Source organism: Streptomyces xantholiticus (assembly GCF_014651015.1).
GTDB lineage: Bacteria > Actinomycetota > Actinomycetes > Streptomycetales > Streptomycetaceae > Streptomyces > Streptomyces xantholiticus.
On the sequence record NZ_BMWB01000016.1, the window covers coordinates 67,428 to 88,933 of the forward strand.

19 protein-coding genes and 1 tRNA gene are annotated in these 21,506 nt (G+C 65.5%); 12 read left to right on the plus strand and 8 right to left on the minus strand.

The annotated features are described in order from the left end of the window. Positions 1 to 230 precede the first annotated feature (230 nt). The 4 genes from IE198_RS22480 to mptB all read right to left on the minus strand — a co-directional run bounded on the left by IE198_RS22480 (position 231) and on the right by mptB (position 4,108). Positions 231 to 304, minus strand: a tRNA-Pro gene (locus tag IE198_RS22480). Between the two features lie 106 nt (positions 305 to 410). After that, on the minus strand, positions 411 to 1,349 hold the full coding sequence (locus IE198_RS22485) for a metallophosphoesterase (RefSeq protein WP_189889402.1): 939 nt from the start codon (positions 1,347 to 1,349) through the stop codon (positions 411 to 413). A 21-nt stretch (positions 1,350 to 1,370) separates the two neighbouring features. Beyond that, entirely contained in the window at positions 1,371 to 2,594 is a 1,224-nt protein-coding gene (locus IE198_RS22490) for a glycosyltransferase 87 family protein (protein WP_189889404.1), read from the minus strand. Next, a complete protein-coding gene (gene mptB, locus IE198_RS22495; protein WP_373299941.1) occupies positions 2,591 to 4,108 on the minus strand; it encodes a polyprenol phosphomannose-dependent alpha 1,6 mannosyltransferase MptB in 1,518 nt (505 codons plus the stop codon). Before mptB ends, IE198_RS22490 begins: the two co-directional genes overlap by 4 nt. Before the next feature lie 402 nt (positions 4,109 to 4,510). Here mptB and cutA point away from each other — a divergent pair, with 402 nt between their 5' ends. After that, the gene (gene cutA, locus IE198_RS22500) at positions 4,511 to 4,831 is read left to right on the plus strand and encodes a divalent-cation tolerance protein CutA (protein WP_189889408.1); all 321 of its coding nucleotides are present in this window, start codon (positions 4,511 to 4,513) and stop codon (positions 4,829 to 4,831) included. Here the strand turns inward: cutA and IE198_RS22505 are convergent, their stop codons facing one another. Continuing rightward, positions 4,832 to 6,154 carry an NsdA family TPR-like regulatory protein gene (locus IE198_RS22505; RefSeq protein ID WP_229834232.1) on the minus strand — a complete coding sequence of 441 codons (1,323 nt, stop codon included), beginning with the start codon at positions 6,152 to 6,154 and terminating at the stop codon, positions 4,832 to 4,834. It lies immediately after the preceding gene. 179 nt (positions 6,155 to 6,333) lie between these two features. Between IE198_RS22505 and IE198_RS22510 the strand changes: the two genes are divergently transcribed. The 5 genes from IE198_RS22510 to IE198_RS22525 all read left to right on the plus strand — a co-directional run bounded on the left by IE198_RS22510 (position 6,334) and on the right by IE198_RS22525 (position 11,014). Continuing rightward, complete coding sequence (locus IE198_RS22510; RefSeq protein ID WP_189889411.1) at positions 6,334 to 6,762, plus strand: ATP-binding protein; 429 nt, start codon at positions 6,334 to 6,336, stop codon at positions 6,760 to 6,762. 68 nt (positions 6,763 to 6,830) lie between these two features. Then, on the plus strand, positions 6,831 to 7,064 hold the full coding sequence (locus tag IE198_RS36935; protein ID WP_444545427.1) for a DUF7848 domain-containing protein: 234 nt from the start codon (positions 6,831 to 6,833) through the stop codon (positions 7,062 to 7,064). A gap of 284 nt (positions 7,065 to 7,348) precedes the next feature. Further along, positions 7,349 to 7,636: a hypothetical protein gene (locus IE198_RS22515; protein ID WP_189889413.1), complete on the plus strand. Its 288-nt coding sequence runs from the start codon at positions 7,349 to 7,351 to the stop codon at positions 7,634 to 7,636. A gap of 521 nt (positions 7,637 to 8,157) precedes the next feature. Continuing rightward, complete coding sequence (locus tag IE198_RS22520; RefSeq protein WP_189889562.1) at positions 8,158 to 10,197, plus strand: TerD family protein; 2,040 nt, start codon at positions 8,158 to 8,160, stop codon at positions 10,195 to 10,197. Positions 10,198 to 10,798: 601 nt separating this feature from the next. Then, a complete protein-coding gene (locus tag IE198_RS22525) occupies positions 10,799 to 11,014 on the plus strand; it encodes a hypothetical protein (protein WP_189889415.1) in 216 nt (71 codons plus the stop codon). Positions 11,015 to 11,811: 797 nt separating this feature from the next. Here the strand turns inward: IE198_RS22525 and IE198_RS22530 are convergent. Both IE198_RS22530 and IE198_RS22535 read right to left on the minus strand, forming a co-directional pair. Further along, on the minus strand, positions 11,812 to 12,213 hold the full coding sequence (locus tag IE198_RS22530; RefSeq protein WP_189889417.1) for a hypothetical protein: 402 nt from the start codon (positions 12,211 to 12,213) through the stop codon (positions 11,812 to 11,814). Between the two features lie 207 nt (positions 12,214 to 12,420). Beyond that, on the minus strand, positions 12,421 to 13,485 hold the full coding sequence (locus IE198_RS22535; RefSeq protein WP_189889419.1) for an IS110 family RNA-guided transposase: 1,065 nt from the start codon (positions 13,483 to 13,485) through the stop codon (positions 12,421 to 12,423). A gap of 607 nt (positions 13,486 to 14,092) precedes the next feature. Here IE198_RS22535 and IE198_RS22540 point away from each other — a divergent pair. The 3 genes from IE198_RS22540 to IE198_RS22550 are packed head-to-tail and all read left to right on the plus strand — an operon-like array spanning position 14,093 to position 18,176. After that, positions 14,093 to 14,659: a hypothetical protein gene (locus IE198_RS22540; protein ID WP_189889421.1), complete on the plus strand. Its 567-nt coding sequence runs from the start codon at positions 14,093 to 14,095 to the stop codon at positions 14,657 to 14,659. Positions 14,660 to 14,663: 4 nt separating this feature from the next. Next, positions 14,664 to 16,106, plus strand: a complete 1,443-nt coding sequence (locus IE198_RS22545) for a hypothetical protein (RefSeq protein WP_189889423.1) — start codon at positions 14,664 to 14,666, stop codon at positions 16,104 to 16,106. 18 nt (positions 16,107 to 16,124) lie between these two features. After that, entirely contained in the window at positions 16,125 to 18,176 is a 2,052-nt protein-coding gene (locus IE198_RS22550; protein WP_268246492.1) for an AAA family ATPase, read from the plus strand. A gap of 468 nt (positions 18,177 to 18,644) precedes the next feature. Here IE198_RS22550 and IE198_RS22555 read toward each other — a convergent pair whose 3' ends face one another. Then, on the minus strand, positions 18,645 to 19,421 hold the full coding sequence (locus IE198_RS22555; RefSeq protein WP_189889427.1) for a GntR family transcriptional regulator: 777 nt from the start codon (positions 19,419 to 19,421) through the stop codon (positions 18,645 to 18,647). 181 nt (positions 19,422 to 19,602) lie between these two features. Between IE198_RS22555 and IE198_RS22560 the strand changes: the two genes are divergently transcribed. From IE198_RS22560 to IE198_RS22570, 3 genes are read left to right on the plus strand one after another with little or no spacing between them, the layout of a single operon-like run. Continuing rightward, complete coding sequence (locus IE198_RS22560; protein WP_189889429.1) at positions 19,603 to 19,965, plus strand: SCO3933 family regulatory protein; 363 nt, start codon at positions 19,603 to 19,605, stop codon at positions 19,963 to 19,965. Next, positions 19,965 to 21,269, plus strand: a complete 1,305-nt coding sequence (locus IE198_RS22565; protein ID WP_189889564.1) for an FtsK/SpoIIIE domain-containing protein — start codon at positions 19,965 to 19,967, stop codon at positions 21,267 to 21,269. The genes IE198_RS22560 and IE198_RS22565 overlap by 1 nt, the downstream gene beginning before the upstream one ends. Beyond that, positions 21,266 to 21,460 (plus strand): hypothetical protein, encoded by a 195-nt coding sequence (locus tag IE198_RS22570; protein ID WP_189889430.1) that lies wholly within the window; start codon positions 21,266 to 21,268, stop codon positions 21,458 to 21,460. The genes IE198_RS22565 and IE198_RS22570 overlap by 4 nt, the downstream gene beginning before the upstream one ends. The last annotated feature ends 46 nt before the right edge of the window (positions 21,461 to 21,506 follow it).

Consider the following 21,506-nt stretch of genomic DNA (forward strand, 5'->3'; position numbering starts at 1 on the left):
GCTGGGTGTGGCAGGGGCCGGCGTGCTTCGAGTGCTCGACCCATGACCCTCGGGCCATCTACCTATATGGGCGTCGGCGTAGCAAGAGTGGTTGAGAGTGCGCCGGTGGAGCGTCGTCTGGGAGCGGAATCTCAAGATCTTCTCCCAAATTTCTCCCGGGAGGGCTCCAGAAACCACTCAAGGGCTTGATCCTCAGTGAGGACCAAGCCCTTGACCTGGTGTTTCAGCTGTCGGGGTGGCGGGATTTGAACCCACGACCTCTTCGTCCCGAACGAAGCGCGCTGCCAAGCTGCGCTACACCCCGATGTCGCCGGTGTCCCGGCGACATCGATTACTTTAGCCCACCCGCGGCCGGAGACGAAATCCGGTTTCTGCCAGGCCGACCGGCCCCACAGCCGCATGAGGCTTGGTCAGTCGCGCGGGGCCAGGGTGAGGAGGGTCGCCTCCGGTGGGCAGGCGAAGCGGACCGGGGTGTAGCGGTTGGTGCCGCAGCCGGCGGAGACGTGGAGGTAGGAGACGTTCCCCTCGGCCCGGTGGGTGGAGAGGCCCTTGACCCGGTCCGTGTCCAGGTCGCAGTTGGTGACCAGGGCACCGTAGAAGGGGATGCAGAGCTGGCCGCCGTGGGTGTGTCCCGCGAGGATCAGGGGGTAGCCGTCGGCGGTGAAGGCGTCGAGGCTGCGCAGGTAGGGGGCGTGGACCACGGCCAGGGAGAGGTCCGCGTCCTTCTCGGGGCCGCCGAGGACCTTGTCGTAGCGATCTCGTTTGATGTGCGGGTCGTCGAGGCCGGTGAACGCGATCTCGTAGCCGTCGAGCTTGAGCCGGCCGCGGGTGTTCGTCAGGTCCAGCCATCCGGCGGCGTCGAACGCGTCGCGCATGCCTTCCCACGGGTTGTGGACGGCGCCGACGGCCGGGGCGTTGCCGTTGAGGCCGTGCCGGCCCTGGGCCTTTTCGAGGAGGTAGCGGGCAGGGTTGCGGAGCTTGGGTCCGTAGTAGTCGTTGGAGCCGAAGACGTAGACGCCGGGGATCTCCATCAGCGGGCCGAGCGCGTCCAGGACCTCCGGCACGCCCTTCGGGTCGGAGAGGTTGTCGCCCGTGTTGACGACGAAGTCGGGGCGCAGGCCGGCCAGCGACTGGAGCCAGGCCCGCTTCTTGCGCTGGCCGCCCACCATGTGGATGTCGGAGACCTGGAGCACCCGCAAGGGCCGCATCCCGCGCGGCAGCACCGGCACGGTCACCCGTCGCAGCCGGTACGAGCGGGCCTCGATGCCCGCTGCGTAGACGAGGCCGGCGGCTCCGGCCGCCGTGATTCCTGCCGTGATCTTCAGGGGGAGCCCGTAGCGTGCACGCATGTGTCCATCGTCGCAGACCTGTCAGGGGCGGGACGGCAGTGCGAGGGCTTGCGTTCGGGCATTGCGCAAGGGCAGTGCGAGGAAGAGGCCCAGTGCGATCCAGAGGTAGGTGTTGCCGCCGAGGAACCCGTCGATGCCGGACGAGTCCTTGCTCCACAGCCACACAATGCTGCTGCACAGTACGACGGGCAGCGCGACCGCCCAGGTCAGCTGCCTGCGGCGGTCCGGCCCGTCTGGTGCGCGAAGTGCGGCGTCGGCGAGCACCACGAGTGCCGGCACCAGCCAGACCAGGTGGTGCACCCAGGTGACCGGACTGATCAGGCAGGCGAGGATGCCGGTCAGCGCGAAGCCGGCGGCGTGGTCGCCGGCCGCGGTCGCGCGGCGGACCCGTGCGGCCCATACGGCGAGCAGGACGATCACGCCGACCGCCCAGATCCCGCGGCTCGGCTCGTACGGCTCCGAGAGCCGGGCCAGCAGCCCCTGCCAGGACTGGTTGGAGACGTAGGCGAGCGAGCCGACCCGGTCGGTGTCCCACAACGCCTCGGTCCAGTAGGCCCGCGAGGCGTCCGGGGCGATCCATGCGGCCAGGCCCGTGGCGCCGAGCGCGACGGCGGTGGCTGTCGCGGCGGCGCGTGGACGCCCGGTGATGAGCAGGTGGCCGATGAACACGGCCGGCGTGAGCTTGATCGCGGCCGCGAGACCGATGCCGATGCCTGCGTACCGGGACGCCCTGCCGCCGGCCAGCAGCCGGGCGTCGGCGAGGACGAGCGCCAGCAGCAGCAGATTGACCTGGCCGAAGCTGACGGTGTCGCGGACCGGTTCGAGCAGGGCGAAGGCGCACCCGGTCAGGGCGAGGGCGTACCAGGGCGTCCAGCCCTGTCGTCGCACGACCGGGCCTGCGGTCCAGCGGAGGATCACGGCAGCCGCGGCGACGTTGAACAGCACACTGAACGCGACGGCGCTCTGCCAGTCGATCAGCCGCATCGGCAGCATGCACAGGGCGGCGAACGGCGGATAGGTGAAGCCGTAGTGGCTGCCCGGCACGACGTAGTCGTAGAGCGCGCCGCCGCCCGCCCAGTGGTGGACGGTCCCGTAGTAGACGCCGAGGTCGAACCAGCCGCGGTGCAGCGGAACCGTCGCGAGGAACAGCACGACGGCGGCGGCCAGTGCGACGACCAGGAGAAGCCGTCCGCGAGTGGTCGTGGGCCACCGCCATGTGGCCTCGGTCGTGTCCAGCTGTGTCATGCGGTACTCCCAACCGGCCGGTGTGCGAAGCGATGTGCGCCCCACAGGGCTGTCAGCGCGAGCAGTCCGCCGCTGACGGCCAGCATCAACTGCGCGGCGTCGGGGGCGAATCCGCTCGGCAGTACCGCCAGGGCGAAGATCCCGCTCATTGTGGCGAACATCCGGCGCAGGGATCTCCCCGGCCCCGCGGCGGCGATCAGGAACAGCCCCCACAGCACGTACCAGGGGCGGATCGCCGGTCCGAGCAGTGCCACTGCCGTCAGGCTGAGCCCGAGCGCATGGACCGGCCGCAACACATGGTGGCGGCGCCAGGCGAGCAGTACGGCAACGGCGGTTGCGGCAAGGCCGAACAGATGCCAGGCCGGAGCGGCGAACCGGGCGCCGGCAGCGAGTGTGTCGCCGGCACCGCTGAGCAGGGCGCCGGTCATCCGCCCGAGAGTGGAGGTCAGGGACCAGTTCTCGGGGGACACGGGGGTGTCGAGCGCGGTGAGCCATCCGTATCCGGTGCCCACGACGGCGGTGGTCACCGCGGTGGTGGCCGCGCAGACGGCGAGGACGCCGAGAACGGCGAACCCGGCGGACAACCGTGGCGCCCGCGCCGACTGCCGCGGCCCGGTCCGCCGCACGGCGGACAACCGCGGCGCCCACCACGGCCCGGCCCGCCGCCCCGCGGACAACCGGGGCGCCCGTGCGGAGGTTGCCTGCCGCGCCCACAGCACGACGACGGCGACGAGCCCCAGTGCCGCCGGAGCCTTGACCAGGGCGGCCAGTGTGATCAGCGTGACGGCCACGACCGGCCTGCCGCCGAGCGCCGCGACCAGGCCGACGCCCAACAGCCCCAGCATGGCCGCGTCGTTGTGCGCGCCGCTGACGAGGTGCAGCAGAACCAGAGGGTTGAGCGCCCCGAGCCACAGCGCCATGGACGGGTCCGTACCGCAGTACCGGGCCAGCCTGGGTAGGCAGAGCGCCATGGCCGCCACGCCGAGCAGCGCGACCAGACGCATGCCGAGCACTCCCGTGGTGATCTGCTCCGTGGAGAACGCGGACAGGTCGGGCGAGCGGGCCACCGCCGCGGCGAGGGCCAGGAAGACCGGGCCGTACGGGGCGGGGGTGTCCCGCCACAGCGGTGCGACCTCCGCCGTCAGCGGTCCGCCGAGGTGGGAGGGGCCGTGGGCGTAGACGTCGAGCTGGGCGTCGACCATGGCGCCCTGCGCCAGGTAGCTGTAGACATCGCGGCTGAACAAGGGCGGCGCCACCACCAGCGGCGCCGCCCAGAGCATGAGCGTCATCAGCAGTTCGCGGCGCCCGGGCGGGCGTGGGCCGCGCACCGCTCTGCCCACCAGTGCCCAGGCCGCTATCAGGACGACGAGCCCGAAGTACGCGCCGACGAGCCCGAGCGCGGCGCGCCCGGAGCCCGGGGCGAGCATCTCCCGTACCGGCAGAGCTCCTGCGCTCACGCCACCTGCCGCAAGGGCCGTCGAGCCTGTGAGACCGAGTATTTGGCATTGGCGGATGTCGACGGCGCGGCCGAGGACCCGGTCGACGCCCCGGTCGACGGCCCGGCCGACGAGGAGACGGAGGGACGGCACCCGCGCAGGCTGTCAACGGCCGGTGTCCGACAGACGACGTCCCGGTCGCCCGCGGGCGTCGGTCGTGTGTCGACGGCCTTACGGGACGGGTCCGCCCTCATGGGGCGGGTCCGCGTCGGCCTTCGGTGAAGGCCGGCCGGTGGGTTCCCCGCGGCCCGCCGCGAAATGCGCGGGCGCGTGCCGTCGCGCACCTGACAGACTTGGCCGCATGACCACAGTCAAGGCTTCTTAATAGCCTCTTTGGTCGGATGCTGCCGCGCGGGGTTCTGAGCTGGACACATTGCGGCCCCTGGTTGGCGGGTCACGGTCCGCTCTAGGCTCTCGTCCATGACTGAGTGCGTGCAGGTGTACACAGCGACGGAAAGCCGTGAGTCGGCGGTAGCACTGGCCAAGGGCGCGACAGAGGTAAGTCTGGCCGCGGGTGCGCAGGTGATCGGCCCTGTCACCTCGCTCTTCTGGCACCTGGGCGAGTTCGGTGAGGGCGAGGAGTGGCAGGTGATCTTCAAGACGACGGCGGCACGGTACCCCGATCTTGAAGCGCATCTGCTGGAGCACCACCCGTGGGACAACCCCGAGATCAATGCGGTGCCCATCGTGTCGGGCTCTGCGGCCGGTCTGGACTGGATCGCCCGCAGCGTTGCTAAGTGATCACATAGCCGCGCGGTCGAGGAGTTCCGCGACCGGCGCGATCGTACGGTGCGGCTGAAGCCTCACCAGGAATTCGTTCGCGCGCTGCTGTGGCCGGACGGAGCCGATTCCGGCTGACAGATCCATGGCCCTGGTGATCACTGCTGCCGACTGCTCGACTTCTCCGGCGTCCAGGTACGCGTGCGCGAGCCAGGTGAGGTATAGAGACTTGTCGCGCGCGTGGGCATCGTTGAAGTCGGCCAGGGCTGCTTCGAGGGCGGGAACGGCCCGCAGCGGCCGGTGCAGCTCGGTCCAGCAGCGGCCCTTCATGATCTGGAGTTCGCGGGTGTCGACCCACGACGACCAGTCGGGCCCGGGGCGATCACTGCCGATTCCTGTCAATGCCTCTTCAGCCTGGCCGAGCGCCTGCTCGGTCTCCTTGGCCTGGCCTGCTTTGGCATGGGCCCAGGCGCGGCGTTCAAAGAGGAGAGCCCGGACAGTCGCGGGTGCGTCCGCGCTGGCGGTCTCACAGGATGCGGCGGCGGTCGCTACGCCAGAGGTGCCGGTGCTGACCTGCTGGTAGGCGAGAAACGCGAGGGAGTTGCCCGCCAGCGCCGCGTCTTGCGCCTCGGTAGCTGCCTGAAAGGCCTTCTCGTAGAGGGCAGATGCCTCGGTCTGTCGTCCTGCGTCGAATGCAGCCCAGCCGGCTTGCTGTGCTTGCTCGGCCACCAGACTGAGGAGCTGCCGACCGGTGGTCTCCGTGTACGAGGCGCTGCGCAGCAGGTTCAGCGTGGTACCGAGCTCGGCGCGGTAGATGTGCCGGGTGTCGGCTCCGCCGAGTACGTCATCGAGGCTTCGCAGACGGGTGGTCCGCCGCTGAAGGTGCTGCACCTGACGGGGCCCGATGCGGCCCGCCGTGGCTCCAGGCGTCATGGTCGCACCGGTGGCGATGCCGATGGAAGCTGCGAGGAACCTCCTGCGCTGCACTTCGTCTCCTTCGAGATCGACCGTTCCCAGATCATTGGACTCGGGAACGTTCGCAATTCCTGGGGCGACAGTCGCGAGGGGAGAGATCAGCTCCGGGCGGCTTGTAGCCGTGGGCGTTGATGCCCGTTCCCACGGGCGCGGTGCCATCCCGATCATGTGACCGGGGATGCCCAGGGCATCGGCGATGTAAGCGATCTTCTCGTAGGTGGTGATCGCTCCGTCGCCTCGGGCCAGCTTCCCCACTCGCTCCGGCTTGATGTCGCACGCGTCGGCGATTTTCAGGAAGCTGATTCCGCCCCATTGCCGGGCCAGCTTGAAGACCTGTCCGAAGTCGTGCCGCTTCAGTGCGGCCTGCACGTCGGCTCGGCCAAGGACATAGGCCGGTAAGGCCGTTGGTGAGAGGTCTCCTGACACGCGCTTCCCCGAATCTGCCTGGGCACAAGGAATATCAGTGATTCTCCGCGCGGAGTGTACCCATCATGGGTACCCCCATCGCCTGGAATCGAAAGGGCGTTGAGGTCTCCATCCTCTGAGGCATGCAGGAGCGACAGGATGCGCTGAACGGCCGGGAGAGGGTGTGCCGATGGGCTCGCCACCCTCGCTGCGTCGGCCTGGCCCGCGTCGAGCTACGCAAAGCGCTTGCCGCCTGGGGCCTGGCAGAGATGGAGGACACGGCTCTGGTCGTGCTCTCGGAACTCGTCACCAACGCCGTCCGGCATACGCACGTTTCGCCGGATCGGGCGATCGAAACCCGCTTCCAATACGCCGGCGGTGACCTTCGCATCGAGGTCCATGACAGCTCAGACGTCCGGCCTCACAAGTATGCCGCTGCCAGTGACTCCGAGTGTGGCCGAGGGCTCCTCCTGGTCGGCGTGTTCGCGGACCAGTGGGGCGTCAGCGAATGCGGCGTCGGAAAGTCCGTATGGGCTCTCATGTCGGTGTCGCCTCAGGACGGAGACAGTTGATGGACGGCCCTCAGAGATCAACAGGCCCCGGTGCATCGGACTGCCGGTCGGTGACACCTCACGCAGTGATGCGGTTCGCGGACTGGACGTTGAGCACGGACAAGCAAGGCAGCGGACCGGTCTACGAGGCCGAGTGCACGACGTGCGGCGAGTCCTCCGACGCGACGGAAAGTAAGGACGAGCCTGAGCTGTGGTGCTTGCGGCACGCAGGTGCGCTCGGGCACACCGGTTTCCGAGGGATCACTACAGCGTTCTTCCGTGCCGCTCTGCTCAACAGGCGAAGTGGTGGTGCGGACTCATGAGGCAGCGATTATGCGCCTTGGGGATCGTCGTCTTCTGGGTCGCCGTCTACGTGCCGTTGGCGGTGATCAGTGGCCCTTACTCGTGAGCCTTTGAGCGTCTGGCCGACGTAGTCCAGACGCAGGCCGGACCGCCCCCTTCGCCTGGAAGCATTCGGGGGCGGTCCGGTTTGGGGCGCAGATGCCACCCCGGTGCCGATGGTACCGGGGTCATCGCCGTGTCCATGATCGATGACCCTTCCGATATTCGGAGTTGAGCCAGCGACGGCGGAAGGGACTGCAAGCGGATGTACGACCCAGAGGACGCGGGTTTCGAGAGCGATCCGTTCGACCCGGACGACGTGGTGTGGGTGCGTGGGGTCGACTATGTGGCGGGCTGGCGTGATGCGACGGACGCTGGAGGGCAGTTGGCGGAGGCGTTGACGAGCGCAGGATTCGACACGGCGGGACTCGAATGGCAAGCCAGGACAGATGCAGACGGAGCTGGAAGGGTGCGCTTGGTGCTCTCGGCAGCAGCGGCCAATGACGTGGCGGCGCTGGTGCGGGCGGTCGCTCGGCTGGGCAAGGCGAGCTGACTGCCGAACGCTCGGCCCTGATGCTTCTCGGCGGAACATCGCGACGGCCAAGCAGCTAAGCGGCAACCGGAAACGCGTTAGCACGCCGGTACCAACACGCTTTCCAACTGTGCTGATGGGGTGGCGAGCGTCGTTCGGGGGCGTTCACCTGGGTTCATGGGCGGCTGGCCGTCGGCACTGGGACGGTTTCGGGTCTCGTCTGAACGGTCGTGAACGCAGGTGAATGAGACGGAAAGTGAGACGGCGGGGCTGCGTCGGCAGGTTCCTGAGCGGTGCTCCTTGATCCGCGTCCGAGGTGTGTTCCCTCGATCGGAGATAACGGAGCTAACGGAGCCAACGGGGCTTGTGGAGCCCCTCTGTTGCCCCGGGGTTCTCGCTGCTTGTTATTTCCGGACGCCCCCACGGTCTCGTTATCGGGCACTACAGTCTTTCGTTGTGCCGTACGTCACATGACGGCGGTGTGGAGTGGGTGGCTTGGGTGGGGCAGCCAGGTGCCCGAGTTGGGAGATTTGGGGGGCTTCATGCATGAGATGGTCAAGGGTTCGAACGTGGCGCTGGCGGCGCTGAGCGAGAACGCCGGGTCGGTGATTGTGGGTTTGCGTTGGGTCAGCCCGACCGGTGAAGGCGATGCGGACGTGTCCGTCCTGCTGCTGGATGCCAACGGCAAGGTGCGCAGTGACAGTGACTTCTACTTCTACAACAACCCGGTTGCCGCTGACGGGAGTGTGCAACTGCTGGGGAAGACGCCGACGGAGAGCGGCGACGAGGACCGGATCAGCTTCGACCTGACCGCGGTCCCGTCCGGCATCGACCGGATCGTCGTGGCGGCGAGCCGCTACGAGGGCGCTGGCTTCGGGGAGTTGGAAGACCTGAAGATGACACTGGCCGATGGGGGCGGGGAGAGCCTTCTCGGGTTCGCCATCGATGACGCCGGCACGGTGAGCGCGATCATCTTCGGCGAGTTGTACCGGCGTGGGGAAGAGTGGAAGTTCCGTGCTGTGGGACAGGGCTACGACACCGGCCTGGCCGGTCTGGCGGCGGACTTCGGTGTCGACATCGATGATGACGCGGGCGCAGAGGAAGCGCTGAGCAGTACAGAGAGCAGCGAGCAGGCTGATACGGCTGTTCGGGCTCCGGCCGTTGAGCAGGAACAGCAGGTGACGCCAGGCTTGGTTCCGGCTCCCCGCCCGCCTGGCGACGAGGCGGGGCCAAGGAAGGCAGCACGGCCTCGCACTGCGAAGAAGAAGGTCACTGTGCCCAGGGTGGCCAGGAAGTCGCTGGCGGACAATGAGTCCTGGAAGCAGGCCAGACTCTTTCCGGTGTCGGTACTCAAGAGCGACCGGGACCGGGAAATGCGCGCTACGTCGGTACTGCTGTCGGTGATGGCGCAGGTGCCGGAGTTCGGCCGGAGACTCACGGCGGCGTTCGGAGCACCGTCGGGCCGTATGGAGACGTTCACCGAGGTCTCCCTGCCGCACGGTGATACACCGCGACGCCCCGACGGGGTGGTCCGCGTCGAGCGGGCCGGCAAACTGTGGACCGCGCTGGTGGAGACCAAGACCAACGGCAACGCCCTTAAGCCTGAGCAGGTGCAGGCATACGCGGACATCGCCGCACGCCGTGGCTACGAGGCCGTGATCACGCTGTCGAACGACGTCGCGCTGGAAGGCAGCCCGCTCGTCGACGTCAAGATCGACGGACGGCGCAAGCACAAGGTGGCTCTCTGGCACCTGTCCTGGGCCGAAGTCACCCACCAGGCACAGATGCTGATCCGGCACGAGGGCGTCGGAGACAAGGCACATGCCTGGCTGCTCCAGGAACTGCTGTACTACCTGAGGCATGAGAACTCCGGCTGCCACGGCTTCCAGAACATGGGGGCGGCCTGGGTCCCCGTACGCAACGGAATCGATGACGAGACCCTGTGTCAGGGCGATCCGCGTGCCCTCGACGTGGTCGAGAGCTGGGAACGGCTCATCCGTCAGATGTGCCTCAGCCTCGGTGGCGAACTCGGACAGAAGGTACTGCCCGTTCAGCGAGCCAAGCGTGGAGCTGATCCGAGAACCCGCCGCAGCCTCCTGGCCGATCAGCTTTGCGTCGACGGCAGGCTCCAGGCAGAGCTCCGGATCGAGGGCGCACCCGGAATTCTGGCGATCAGCGCCGACCTGCGCACCGGCAAGCTCCGCAACTCCATCGAGATCCCCGCACCCGAGCAGGGTTACCCGTTGACCTGGGCCAAACGCCTCATCCGCCGCCTGGCCGAGGCACCGGCAGACCTCCACATCGAAACCCTGATCGAAGGAGAGACCGGGGGACCACGGGGCACGCTGGAACGGCTCCGCCCGGAGCCGGCGGACATGCTCCCGAAGAGCAACGACACCCACATCACCGGCTTCCGCCTGTCCTTGTTCAAAAGCATGGGAAGCAGTCGTGGGAACGCCGAATCCGGCTTTATCCGCAGCGTCGACGACGCCGTGCACCGCTTCTACACCACCGTGGTAGTCCACCTGGACCGCCCGACGCCCCGGCAAGCATCAGCGAAGGAACGTGCCGGAACGGGGTGACGCCCGACCGGTGGACGAGGCCACGTGCTTGCAAACGGGATGAGCGCCCTGAGCTTGGGAATCACCGTGCCTCTGGGCGTAGTTGGCCACCTGACCAGCGGCAACGGGTGCCAGCGCGACGCCTTGGGCTCTTCCTGGCACCCGCTGTTGACCGTGGCTTACCGACCTGTCGGGCACGCATCGGGCACGATGCTGAGCACCGCTTTAGGAGTTCGATCAAACACCGCCACTTGTCCGTAAGTTGGTTACGGCCCAGCCCGTGTCGCGGTGTCAAGGCAACGACATCGACACCCTGCTTGTTGAAAGCTTGGTCGATGCAGTCGCACAACCGCTCATACTCGTCGGTCTCGTAGGCGCCACCGTGCACCTGGAGTGGTGTAATTCACCCGTTAGAGTGCTTTCGTGTCGCCACGCCATACTTCCTCCGCCGTGCGGGCGTTGGTCTGTCGAGACGTTCATCGGTCTCGACCACCGCGGCACCCCTTCGGAGTCCCCCTCCGGCCAAGAAGTGAGATCACGAGGGGGTGCCGCCCGCAGAGAGGACCCTATGGAAACCCCCTCCGCTGGCCAGTCGGAAGAACCGACTGGCCACGATCGCCCTATGCAGAACGATCGTGCTCATCGCCCCGCCGCGGATGCGGCACTTGGGGTGGTGGGAGGCCTCTCCTTCTTCGAGCTAGTCGCTCTTGAGGAGATGGATCCGTTCCTTGCGATTGGACCTGCCACCGGGTTGGTAGCCGGGCTGAAGGTTGCCCTAGATGCTCCGGCCATCCTGCTGTGGATGAAGGCCAAGCTTCGCAACGTGATCGGCACTTAGCCTCCACTCTCTAGGAAGAGTCCAGCCCGCTGCCTTGCAAGGTGGCGGGCTAGGGGTGTGATTGCGGGTGATTGTGCATCCAGTTCAACGTGTGGGCCTGCCGTTGGGCACGCGGGCGGCCCTAATTCACTCCTACGGGTGACGTGACGCATCAACTGCAAGAACGTTCCTCGAGGCTGATGCCAGGTCCAAGGGTGGTGCTACCTGCAGAGTGATCAAACGGAACTGTGGCGGGGCGTGGACGAGCACGAGAGAGGTTCCTAGCCGTTTCGACTGGTCAGGTGGCGTGCTGAGTGGATGCCCCTCGCGCCCATCCCACACGTACGTCCGCCGGATACCCCGCCAGGCTTGGAAGAAGGCAACCGGGGAAGTTGCTTCGGCGTGGGTAGCGGAGGCGACAGACGACATCAGCAACGGGATGAACCGACCTTCGCCTCGGTGACCCGCCCGGCGGTGGTCTTGGTCGGCGTGAAGGAACTGCGGGGCAGAGATTAGCCGAGGCCGGGGGAACGGCTGCCGGCAACAGGATCCGACTCCGGCGTGGCCGGTCCCCGCCCAGTTCGTGCAGGCATCATCTGCCGGGCTGTTGGTTGTCGGCTCGTCCTTTCTGGGATCTGGGGCGCCGTTGATCACTTCCTTGTAAGCCTGGCAGCGTCATCTCGGCCTTCTTCCCAGCCCAGCCTGTCTGTGCCCTCCGGCGGTTGTCACAAGCTGTGGACGCCCTGGCGTTCCTCAAATGACCGTGGCTGACCGCTCAATCTGGCACGACAGTGGCACGCGCGCTCCCGACCGAGCGGTCACCAGTCACGCCAGCGGTCGGTCAGTTGGTACTGCCCTAGACCGTGGCGAGCCGTCAGAGCTACGACATCTACCCCATGCTCGGTCAAGGCCTCGTCGATGTAGGCGCACAGCGTCTCCCGCTCATCAGTCTCGAACGCTGCGCCGCCGTTCGCCTCGTTCACAGCGTTCAGTGCCAAGACCACACGCTCGACCGCAGCAAAGACGCGCTCGTCCGCAACCTCAGAGATACCGGGCAGGGCTTGCTCGAACGCATCCAGCACCTCATCTGTCGCCATCAGGAGTGCTTCGGGGAAGAGCACAGCCATACAGGCACACTCAGGATCCAGCGAGCCGGCAGCGAGCTCCCGCTCTTCCTCAGCTATTCCCTCACGCCAGCTCGTTGTCGGTCGCTCTGCCATGACGCGGACCGTACAGGAGACGACTGACACGACTACAGCATCGCGTCTTGAAGCTCACCTGCTGCCCTCAGACCGATCGCGTCGACACGTGCCTTGTAAGCTCGTGCGGGATGGGTCAACCAGGCGGATGCTGCTGCTCTCCCCTGCCACGGCAAGCCGCATACGACCGCTGTCATCCGGCGTCGTTGATGAAGCTCCTATAGACCGTCAAGCGGTCTGAAGGAGCTTGTTGGGCATGGGCATTGGGCGGGCGAGGTGCTGGTAGACCTCGCGGGCGATGAAGCGTTTGAGGCAGCGCAGGATGTCCTTCTTCGACATCCCTTCGGCGGTGCGGCGGGCGACGTATGCCTTGGTGCGGTTGTCATAGCGCATGCGGACCAGGGCGATCATGTGGAGGGCGTGGTTGGCCCGTCGGTCGCCGCCGCGGTTGAGGCGGTGCCGGTGGGTGCGGCCCGAGCTGGCGGGGACGGGTGCGGCCGCGCACAGGTGCGCGAAGGACGACTCCGATTTCAGCCGGTCGGGGTTGTCGCCTGCGGTGATCAGCAGCTGGGCGGCTGTTTCGGTGCCCACCCCGGGCAGGGCGACCAGCGTGGGGGCGGCCTGGGTGACCAGGGGCTCCAGTTCGGCGTCGGCGTCGGCGATCTCCTCGGTGAGGTGCAGGTAGCGGCGGGCCAGGCGTCGCAGGGCGGTGCGGAACGCGCAGGCCGGGTCGCTGGGGTCCGCGCCGGGGCGGGAACGGGCCAGGTGCCTGATCAGCTCGGCGGTGTGCAGGGTGCGCAGTCGTTCGCGGACGGGGCCGGGTGCGGTGACGATGAGGGTGCGGATCTGGTTGAGGGTCTGGGTGCGGGCCTTGACCGCGGAGCGGCGGACCACCCGTAGGGCTCGGATGGCCTCCACGATGCCGTCGCGGGTCTTCGGTGTCCCGCTGGCCCGGCCGGAGAGCACGGCGGTGGCGGCGGCGTAGGCGTCGACGGGGTCGGACTTTCCGTTGGCCCTGCGGGCCCGCCGGTCGGGCCGGTCCACCTCGATGACGGTGACCTGGTTTGTTCGCAGGACGCGGGTGAGCTGCGAGCCGTAGGCGCCGGTGCCCTCGACGCCGACGGCGATGACCTCGCCGTGTGAGCGCAGCCAGTTGAGCAGCCGACGGTAGCCGTCGGGGGTGGTGGGGAAAGACTGGGTGGCCAGGTGCCGGCCGATGGAGTCGATCACGGCCGCCTGGTGGAAGTCAGTGTGGGTGTCGACGCCGCCGACCACCGCTATTTGGTCTGCCATCCTGGTTGCTGCTGTCCTTCCGTGCGACGCGTGAGGGACCGCGCGCGCCGGTCGGGCGGCAGGACAAGACTGTGATGGGACCTTTGGCCGGGCTCCTATGAGGTCACAGACGCCCGACCGGCCGCGCACGGGGCGGCACCGCCCAGGACGGCCGACAAATCATCAACAGGACAGCCGGACGGCGTCGGTCAGACGGAGAGTCAGGCCCCCAGGGCGGCACCACCGACATCCTCACAGTCAGTTTTGGATGTCAACCACCCTGACATCCTGCGCCCATGAGAATGCCTTGGGCGACTTCTGGGCACTGATAGCCACCTTGGACGGCGCCGCCACACACGCGAACTGCCAACGCCTCGCCGAGGAGCTGAGCCCCGTCCCGTCCCGGAGATCGTTGGCTTCGCGGAACGCCATGCCGAGGCTCTCTACCGCCTGTGTGATTCGTGACTGCCCCCACACAGTCACTACCTGGAGCGCGGGCGAAGCGCCTCGCAGCGTGGCCGGGCCAGACTCGGGCGCTCAATGACACAAGCGTTGGCCATAGCATCACTATCAGTGACTCCAGAGATCACCCTGGTGACAACGGTGGCATCGTCGCCATACTTGCCCCATGGCGGCAGGTGAACAGCAGCAGGAACAGGGCCGTGAGGGCGCCTACTTCGCGCAAGCGTGGCTAGAGAGTACGACACGCGTTTCTGCTCCGTGGATTGTTTACGAAGCGCCACAGATGACGACCCTGACGCTACTAAACGGGAAGCACGAGTCCTGGGATGTAGCAGGCTATTTTGAGAACGAAAAGAAGAACCTCTTCTACGCCGAAATTAAGGCCTACTCGAGCGACAACCAAGGGCCCAAGTACCGGGAGTACCTGACTGACTGCTACTCCGCAACGGCACGCATGATCAAAGACGGAGTCGATCGAGAATGCGAGTTCATGTGGATAACATGGCACCCATTCGCAATGGGCGCATGGACTAAGTTGTGCGACGAAGCGACCATTCATCAGGCTGTCAGGGAGTACCCCCACAAACTCGGCCAGGAAGACTACGATCCCGAAATTGGGAAGCTGCTCGCTGATAGGCTGTGGCTCATTGTCTTATCCGAGCGCCAAGAAGAGCTGATGATGAAACGCGAGTACCTGGGGCACATTCGCTCTTTCATCACGAGGGGGGCGTAAAGCAATGCAGACGATCGACGCCCAAATTCAGAACGCCCTACATCAGAGTTCCCCTGAAGCAGCCATCCGGGACGTTAAGCATGCCGTCGCCCGCGAGCTCCAGTCCCTTGACCCAAAGACCGAGATCAAGGCCACAGATTACTTCAACCACACGTTCATCCCAGACTTCGTATTGAGTTGGGGCTCGGGAGGGAACCGGCCCAGCCGAGACGTTTATCTGAGGTTCAGCGTTGACGCACCCTTGATTCAGAGAGACTTGAAAAGTCTTCATGGAGATTCCCCCGCCTTCATCGCCATTGCCAGCGGGAGGGAATCAACGAGGGCACCAGAATATGCCGCTCACGGGTATGACGATTGCCTGCTGTCAAGCACTTCTACGCTTGAATCAATTTCGAGGGAAGACTCGCGCACACCGGTGACGCAGATGCTCAAGGCGTCTCTGCTTCAGGGTGGAAAGGGGTACCTGGTCGGTGAGTCCGCTACAGAAGTTCAAAGGGCTGTCTCATCAGCAGACTCAGCTCTTTCGAGGCTAAGCGAGCCAGAGGTAGCCGCGAGCATCAGAGCAGTGAACGCCCATCTTTCACCTGCTTTCTCTTCTCGCATCGAACGCGTTATGCAAGTAATATGGGTCAGCCAGGGCGGCGACGCCAATAACTTCCCTGGAATCCATGAAACGGTGACTTCTCTTTCTTCAGGGGAATTGGAGCAAATCCTTCCCTTCCTCCTTTCGCTAGAAGACGTGACCAACGAGGACTTCTGGCGGAATCTTGGGGAAAATCTTGCTCTAGGGCACCTTCAGGAGCTGTCGCATTGGCAGCACAGCAGGAACCTCGATCTTCTGGTCAATGCAAATTTGGACCGCCTAAATGCCCGCGCTGCTACTGTCGACCGAGTTCAACCAAACTTGTTCGACGACCTAGATGGGCCACCTTACTGGGAGGTTGTAGATTCCCACCTACATCTCCGATGCGGTGACGTAGATTTCAAGTTCGTCGATGACCGACGAAAAATCGTCCACAGAACTGAGCTCGGGATCACTCCGCGCTGGTATGAGATTGATCGCCGTCTTGAGCGCTACGGAGTTGAAGGCATCGAATTCACCTCTCCGGGCAGCAAAGCTCGCATTCGTAGTAGCACCACCGAGGGACTGCGTGAATCGATGGACATGCAGGCGCTTTCGGAAGCACTAGGCGAGTACGCCAGGGTCATGGCCGTGGAACTTCGTTGGCCTGGGTCACGCCACAACATCGAAGTCGACTTCGACCGATCCGCGGTCGAGTCTGTTGGGTCTTCCATCAGCCTTCACATCTTGGCTTATATAGGCCTCGATCTACTCCACCGAGCCGCGCCGAAAACTCTCAGAGCATTCCAAAATTTCGTTACGACGGATGAAAAGTTCCAGTGGTGGAATAACAGAGGTGGTCGCCTGGGGGTGCCGCCTGCATAGCTCGAAGGTTGCCCTCGTATGCCCGGCGTGCCGGCCAGGGCGGACAGTCTGGTCTCTCGGGCCTACACACGGATCCGAAAGCCTTGTGTGTCCTCCGTACTACTGGCTGCGGGATGGTGGAGGCTCAGTACGACCCTTCCGATCACGGACGGGCCGCGCACGAGTAGCCAGCCCGATAAGACGCCCGTTGCGTATTCCTCCGCTGGACAGAGGGACGTCCCAACATCACGCGTCGTGACAACAGAGATTAGCCTGCACGACGACGAGAAGACGACTGAGATCCTTTGTCGACGGAAGACAGTGGTGGCGGGACAGCGTGATCAGTCCACCGTGCACAACCGAAATCTAGTTAAGCGAGGAGTAAGGTTGCGAATCCGGAGTGTGCGAGTGAAGGGATTTAGGGGAATTCCTCATCAGATGACCTTGAATTTCTCGAATTCCGATAGCTCGGACCCCATGTCGTGCCTCTTGGTTGGAGAGAATGGCTCAGGTAAGTCAACCTTTGTCGATGCCCTTGAGTTCTGCATATCGGGCAGGTACCCACGATTCGCCAGTGAATCAAAGCATCATTCACTTGATCGACTTCGCAATGTAGCCAGCCCGGACCAAGCCACCGAGGTTGAGGTCACCTTCGCGGATGGATCTACATTTAAGCGCTCTGTGGTCGAGTCAGAAGGCGCTTTGGATAGCGTCCCCCGAGCTCCGCACCCCGCTTTCCAGGGCAGCGGCTTGGCCCTGCATAGAGAGGAGATCATCAGCTTCCTCAGGAGCGCTCCGAGGGCGCGCCATGGCGTTTTTGCCGAATTCATGAGAAATGCCGCCTCCGCCTCGGATATTCCGCAAGAGTATTTCGATTCCATTAGTCAGGCAGAGTCACTCAGAGATGAAGCAATAGTCGCGCGAGATAAATCAGCAAGGGTTCTAGCGAAGAGCTCTCGAACTTCTTTTGCTGGACTGAAGCGCAAGCTGCACGACGTGACTTCATTCAATGCCTGGTTTACATCCCAGGGATATTCGAAGAATCAGGATACGCGCAAGGGTGGGCTAACCGCCCAACAGAGAGGAATCTACGCTCAAGCGGCCACAGTTAGGAAGAACATTGGCGTCGTCCGTGCCGCTAGCGATGAGGTCACGAAAGCGAAAAGGGCTGCGAACAATGCGCCACTTTTTTCTCTTCTCGGCGAGGTTGCTCAGACTCTGACCGACAGCTTTAGAAGAATTTCCCCTACCGCCGAGTCTGTTACTTCAGTGAGTCTGGAGCTAGCCTCGGAGAGCGCAGAAATTTCACTCATGGCCACGCTCTCCAACGGTGCGGTCGTGCGCGCGGAAGGTTATTTCAGTGAGGCAAATCTGGATCTACTGGCATTGCTTCTATTCCTCTCGCTCATGAAGTTCGCAAGTGATCACGGGCAGCCAAAAATCATGGTGCTCGACGATGTTCTTCAGAGCGTCGACGCCGCCATTCGCGTGAAGGTCGCACGGTATCTTCTTGAGGAATTCAAGGGTTGGCAATTCTTGGTGACGTTCCATGACCGGCTCTGGAAGGAACAGTTCTCCGCAGTCTTCGCGGCGAAGCATCAGTTCGTGGAGAGAGAGGTTCACGACTGGGGGTTTTCAACTGGGCCAAGGGTAATTGAGACCCGCAGGGACGCCTCAGGCGCCTTGAGGGATGTAGTCGCAGGCGATGACCCTAGATTGATTTGCGGAAATGCGGGTTATCTGTTGGAAGTGCTGGCCGACTGGATGAGCAAGAGCCTCCAGACTTCTGTAACTCGAAGGCACGGCGATAAGTACACACTCGGTGATACATGGCCGAGCGTGGCCAAGAAGCTGAGGGAAATTGGCCTAAAGAGCGAAACCGATCGCGTCAACGAATACATGTGGCTGCGCAATATTCACGGCGCCCATTACAATGAATGGGCCACAGGACTGTCTGTTGTTGATGCACGGAATTTCGGTGACGCCGTGCTGGAGCTGTGGGAGAAGGTGTGGTGTAAACCCTGTCGACAGACGATCGGGAAACACGGGAACATCTTTCATTGCAACTGCGGAAGCATTAGTTTCCCGTGACGTGATGACGTCGGCGGGCAGCAACTGTCCCAGCTCCCATCCCGTCTGCCGTCGACCCACACGTACGTGGAGCGGGCGCGGGTCCTGGCGTCCAGGTGGAGCGCGCCACTGTACGAACGACCTGGACGCCAGGGCCCGTGTCTGCTCGGCTCTGCCTGGGTCGATGGCAGGCGGGATGGGAGCCCTCACCTCCACCACGACGCCGCCGGCAGACGCCCACGGGCCCCTCCATCCCGGAGCCTGAGCGCCCCCGCCGGAGGCATCGTCCTGGCCTGCACCTCGTGTACTCGCCTCTGCTACCTCGGGGTTCGCCACCCATCAACCCAAGCTGTTAGGCGTGCGGACGGCGCCCGGGCTGGAGCGGGGCGTCAGACAGGAGCGCAGGCCCGGGCGACGGGCCGCGCGCGCCGCGCCGTGCGCGGCGGGTGCCTTGAGTAAGTGAAGAGGGTTTGGACCGATCCCTGCCTGTCAGCTGTGGACGGCGCGGAGCGCGCGGGGGCTTTCGGCGGTGATCCGGTAGGAAAGCTGTGCCTGGTGGCCGCTGGCTCGCAGTTCTTCGAGGATGAGGGGCTGGTGGTCGGTGCCGTGGGTGACGCGCATCGTGTGGATGACCGGTGTGGCGTCGGGGAGCTCCAGGGCGCTGCGCTCGTCGGCCTGCGGCATGCGGGCGCGTACGGTCTCGGACCAAGTGAGCTTGTGGCCAGCCGCGGTGAGGGCGGCGTAGATCTCCTCTATCGCGGTGTCGGGGGCGTCGGCGAGCGGCGGTGCGCTCTCGGCGGTGGTGAACGGGATCAGCAGGCGGTGCAGCAGGCGGGCGCCGGTGGCTGGGTCGATCAGGACGCGGTCGACGCCGAAGAGTGCTTCACCCTCGCCGAGTTCGAGCAGCGGGCCTGTCGTGCTGGTGGTTTCCGTCCGGTAGACGGTCGGCTTGTGCAGCTGCTCCCACGGGGTGTGACCGAGTGTGAAGGTCTTCCCGGCGCGGGTGATCGTCCGCTCGATCGTCAGCGGCGGCGTGGGCGCGCCCTTCACGAAGCTGCCCTTGCCGTGCCGTACTTCGATGAGTCCTTCGGATCGCAGTGCCGCGATCGCATTGCGCACTGTTGGCCGGCTGACTTCGTAGCGCTCGATGAGCTGTGCCTCTGAGGGGAGCGGGGTGCCGGGCGGGAATTCGCCCTCTGCGATGCCTTGCCTGATGGCGGCGGCCACCTGCTGATACAGGGGTCCGGGGCGCTCGATGCCTGCCATGTCTGTGGCCTCCGCTCATGGGCGCGCGCTGGGAAACGGGCGGATGACGCCCGGCGTGTTACGTCACTCGTCAGCATAAGTGCTTGCCTTCTTGCGTCAAGCCAGGCATGGTGGCAGCTCGTAAGGACGAGTGACGTCAGGTCCGCCCTGACGTCTGAGCGGCCGAGGAGGCCAACTACCTATGCAGTCCATACCTGTGGACACATCCCGGCTCGGCGTACTGCGCTGCGCTGTCGGGCCGGAAGCGAAGGTCAGCAACTTCGAGACCAAGGAGGTGAAGAAGGACCGGGACGGCAACACGATCTACACCGTGGCGGTCATGGTCCGTCAGGAGGGGCGCCGGGTATCGGTGATCGAGATTTCGGTCACCGGGGAGCCCAAGGGCGTCACGGAGGGCACCGAGGTCAGGGTCACGGGCCTGGAGGCATTCGCCTGGGCGATGGGCGACCGGCACGGGATCAGCTTCCGCGCCGCTGCCATCACCCCCGTACCGGCCGCGGGCGGAAGCACAACCGCCGCTGCCAGCAAGGCGGGGGGCGCGTGATGGGCCCGATCCTGCTCGCGTTCGCCCTCGCAGCGCTCGCCTGGTTACTGGTTGCCGGGTCCGCGCTCAGGGAGCGGCACCCCGTGTGGTTCTGGTACCTGACCGGCTACCCGGTCACCACGGTGCGGGTGCTCGTCACCTGGCGCAGGGTCGCGCAGTTCAACGGCCTCACCATCACCCACAAACCGGCCCGCCGGATCGTGGGCGACCTGGAAGTACGGGGCGAGCCGGTGCGCCCCCGGGCCCCGCGCATCTCCTTCCCCCGCGCCACGCCGACGGGTCTGTCTCTGGTGGTGCGGTTGCATCCGGGGCAGACGCCGGGCCCGTTCATCGCCGCGGCCGACGCGCTCACGCACGCGTGGCGTGTGCACGGGGCGCGGGTGACCTCACCGGAGCGGGGAACCGTGCTGATCACGGCGACCGCCCGGGATCCGCTGGAGCGGCCCGGCCTGGCCTCTGCCCCGGCCGAACTCCTCTGCGCACTTGTCGGCGCGCTGGAGTCCGGCGGAGCGTGGGTGATGGATCTCCGGCAGATTCCCCACTGGCTCATCACCGGAGCGACCCAGTCGGGAAAATCCACGCTCCTGGCCCGGCTCGTGTGCCAACTCGCCCCGCAACCGGTTGCCCTGGTGGGCATCGACTGCAAGGGCGGCATGGAACTCGGTCTGTTCGGCGATCGCCTCACCGCGCTGACCACCAGCCGGCGAGAGGCGGTGGCCGTACTCGGCGCGCTCGTGGTCGAGATACAGGACCGGATGCGCGCCTGCCGTGCGGCGGGGGCCCGCTCGATCTGGGAACTGCCCCACACCGTCCGGCCGATGCCTGTCGTCGTCATCGTGGACGAGCTCGCCGAGCTTTACCTGACGGACGGCACCCGCCAGGGCAAGGCGGAAGCCGAGCAGTGCTCCACCTACCTTCTGCGCCTCGGGCAGCTCGGCGCTGCCCTCGGCGTGCATCTCGTGGTCGCCGGGCAGCGCGTCGGCTCCGACCTCGGGCCTGGTGTGACCGCGCTGCGCGCTCAGCTGGCCGGACGGATCTGCCACCGCGTCAACGACCCCGGCACCGCCGAGATGACCCTGGGCGACCTCAACAAGGACGCCGTCGCCGTCGCCCAGTCCATCACCTCCCAGGAGAAGGGCGTGGCCGTGTGCACCGGGACGGAGGGCGGCTGGGACCGGGCCCGCTCCTACCTGACCACGACCGAGGAAGCACGCAAGACCGCCTCTGCCTACGCGGGCATGACGCCCGAACTGCCCGGTGTGAACCGTGCCCTGAAGGCGCCGGCTGGGGGTGACAGCGCATGACCGAGGAAGCCGCGGTTCCCTTCGCGCTGGTCTTCGGGATCATCACCGTCCTGCTGGTGCGCTCACGCGACGTGAAGACGTGGGAGGCCGTGATGATCTGCCTGTTCGGCCTCTACCTCGGACAGACCCCGGTCATCTTCACCGTGGACGGCATCGTCACCTGGTTCTTCTCCGGATTCACCCACACCTGACAGGGAGCTGTATGCCGATGCGCCGCGTGCGCTGCCCCGTCTGCAA

Excerpts from the sequence above, each read along its gene's own strand:
- IE198_RS22485 (WP_189889402.1), bottom strand. The coding sequence starts at position 1,349 with ATGCGTGCACGCTACGGGCTCCCCCTGAAGATCACGGCAGGAATCACG.
- IE198_RS22490 (WP_189889404.1), bottom strand. The coding sequence starts at position 2,594 with ATGACACAGCTGGACACGACCGAGGCCACATGGCGGTGGCCCACGACC.
- cutA (WP_189889408.1), top strand. The coding sequence starts at position 4,511 with ATGACTGAGTGCGTGCAGGTGTACACAGCGACGGAAAGCCGTGAGTCG.
- IE198_RS22510 (WP_189889411.1), top strand. The coding sequence starts at position 6,334 with ATGCAGGAGCGACAGGATGCGCTGAACGGCCGGGAGAGGGTGTGCCGA.
- IE198_RS36935 (WP_444545427.1), top strand. The coding sequence starts at position 6,831 with ATGCGGTTCGCGGACTGGACGTTGAGCACGGACAAGCAAGGCAGCGGA.
- IE198_RS22515 (WP_189889413.1), top strand. The coding sequence starts at position 7,349 with ATGTACGACCCAGAGGACGCGGGTTTCGAGAGCGATCCGTTCGACCCG.
- IE198_RS22520 (WP_189889562.1), top strand. The coding sequence starts at position 8,158 with ATGCATGAGATGGTCAAGGGTTCGAACGTGGCGCTGGCGGCGCTGAGC.
- IE198_RS22525 (WP_189889415.1), top strand. The coding sequence starts at position 10,799 with ATGCAGAACGATCGTGCTCATCGCCCCGCCGCGGATGCGGCACTTGGG.
- IE198_RS22530 (WP_189889417.1), bottom strand. The coding sequence starts at position 12,213 with ATGGCAGAGCGACCGACAACGAGCTGGCGTGAGGGAATAGCTGAGGAA.
- IE198_RS22535 (WP_189889419.1), bottom strand. The coding sequence starts at position 13,485 with ATGGCAGACCAAATAGCGGTGGTCGGCGGCGTCGACACCCACACTGAC.
- IE198_RS22540 (WP_189889421.1), top strand. The coding sequence starts at position 14,093 with ATGGCGGCAGGTGAACAGCAGCAGGAACAGGGCCGTGAGGGCGCCTAC.
- IE198_RS22545 (WP_189889423.1), top strand. The coding sequence starts at position 14,664 with ATGCAGACGATCGACGCCCAAATTCAGAACGCCCTACATCAGAGTTCC.
- IE198_RS22550 (WP_268246492.1), top strand. The coding sequence starts at position 16,125 with ATGCCCGGCGTGCCGGCCAGGGCGGACAGTCTGGTCTCTCGGGCCTAC.
- IE198_RS22555 (WP_189889427.1), bottom strand. The coding sequence starts at position 19,421 with ATGGCAGGCATCGAGCGCCCCGGACCCCTGTATCAGCAGGTGGCCGCC.
- IE198_RS22560 (WP_189889429.1), top strand. The coding sequence starts at position 19,603 with ATGCAGTCCATACCTGTGGACACATCCCGGCTCGGCGTACTGCGCTGC.
- IE198_RS22565 (WP_189889564.1), top strand. The coding sequence starts at position 19,965 with ATGGGCCCGATCCTGCTCGCGTTCGCCCTCGCAGCGCTCGCCTGGTTA.
- IE198_RS22570 (WP_189889430.1), top strand. The coding sequence starts at position 21,266 with ATGACCGAGGAAGCCGCGGTTCCCTTCGCGCTGGTCTTCGGGATCATC.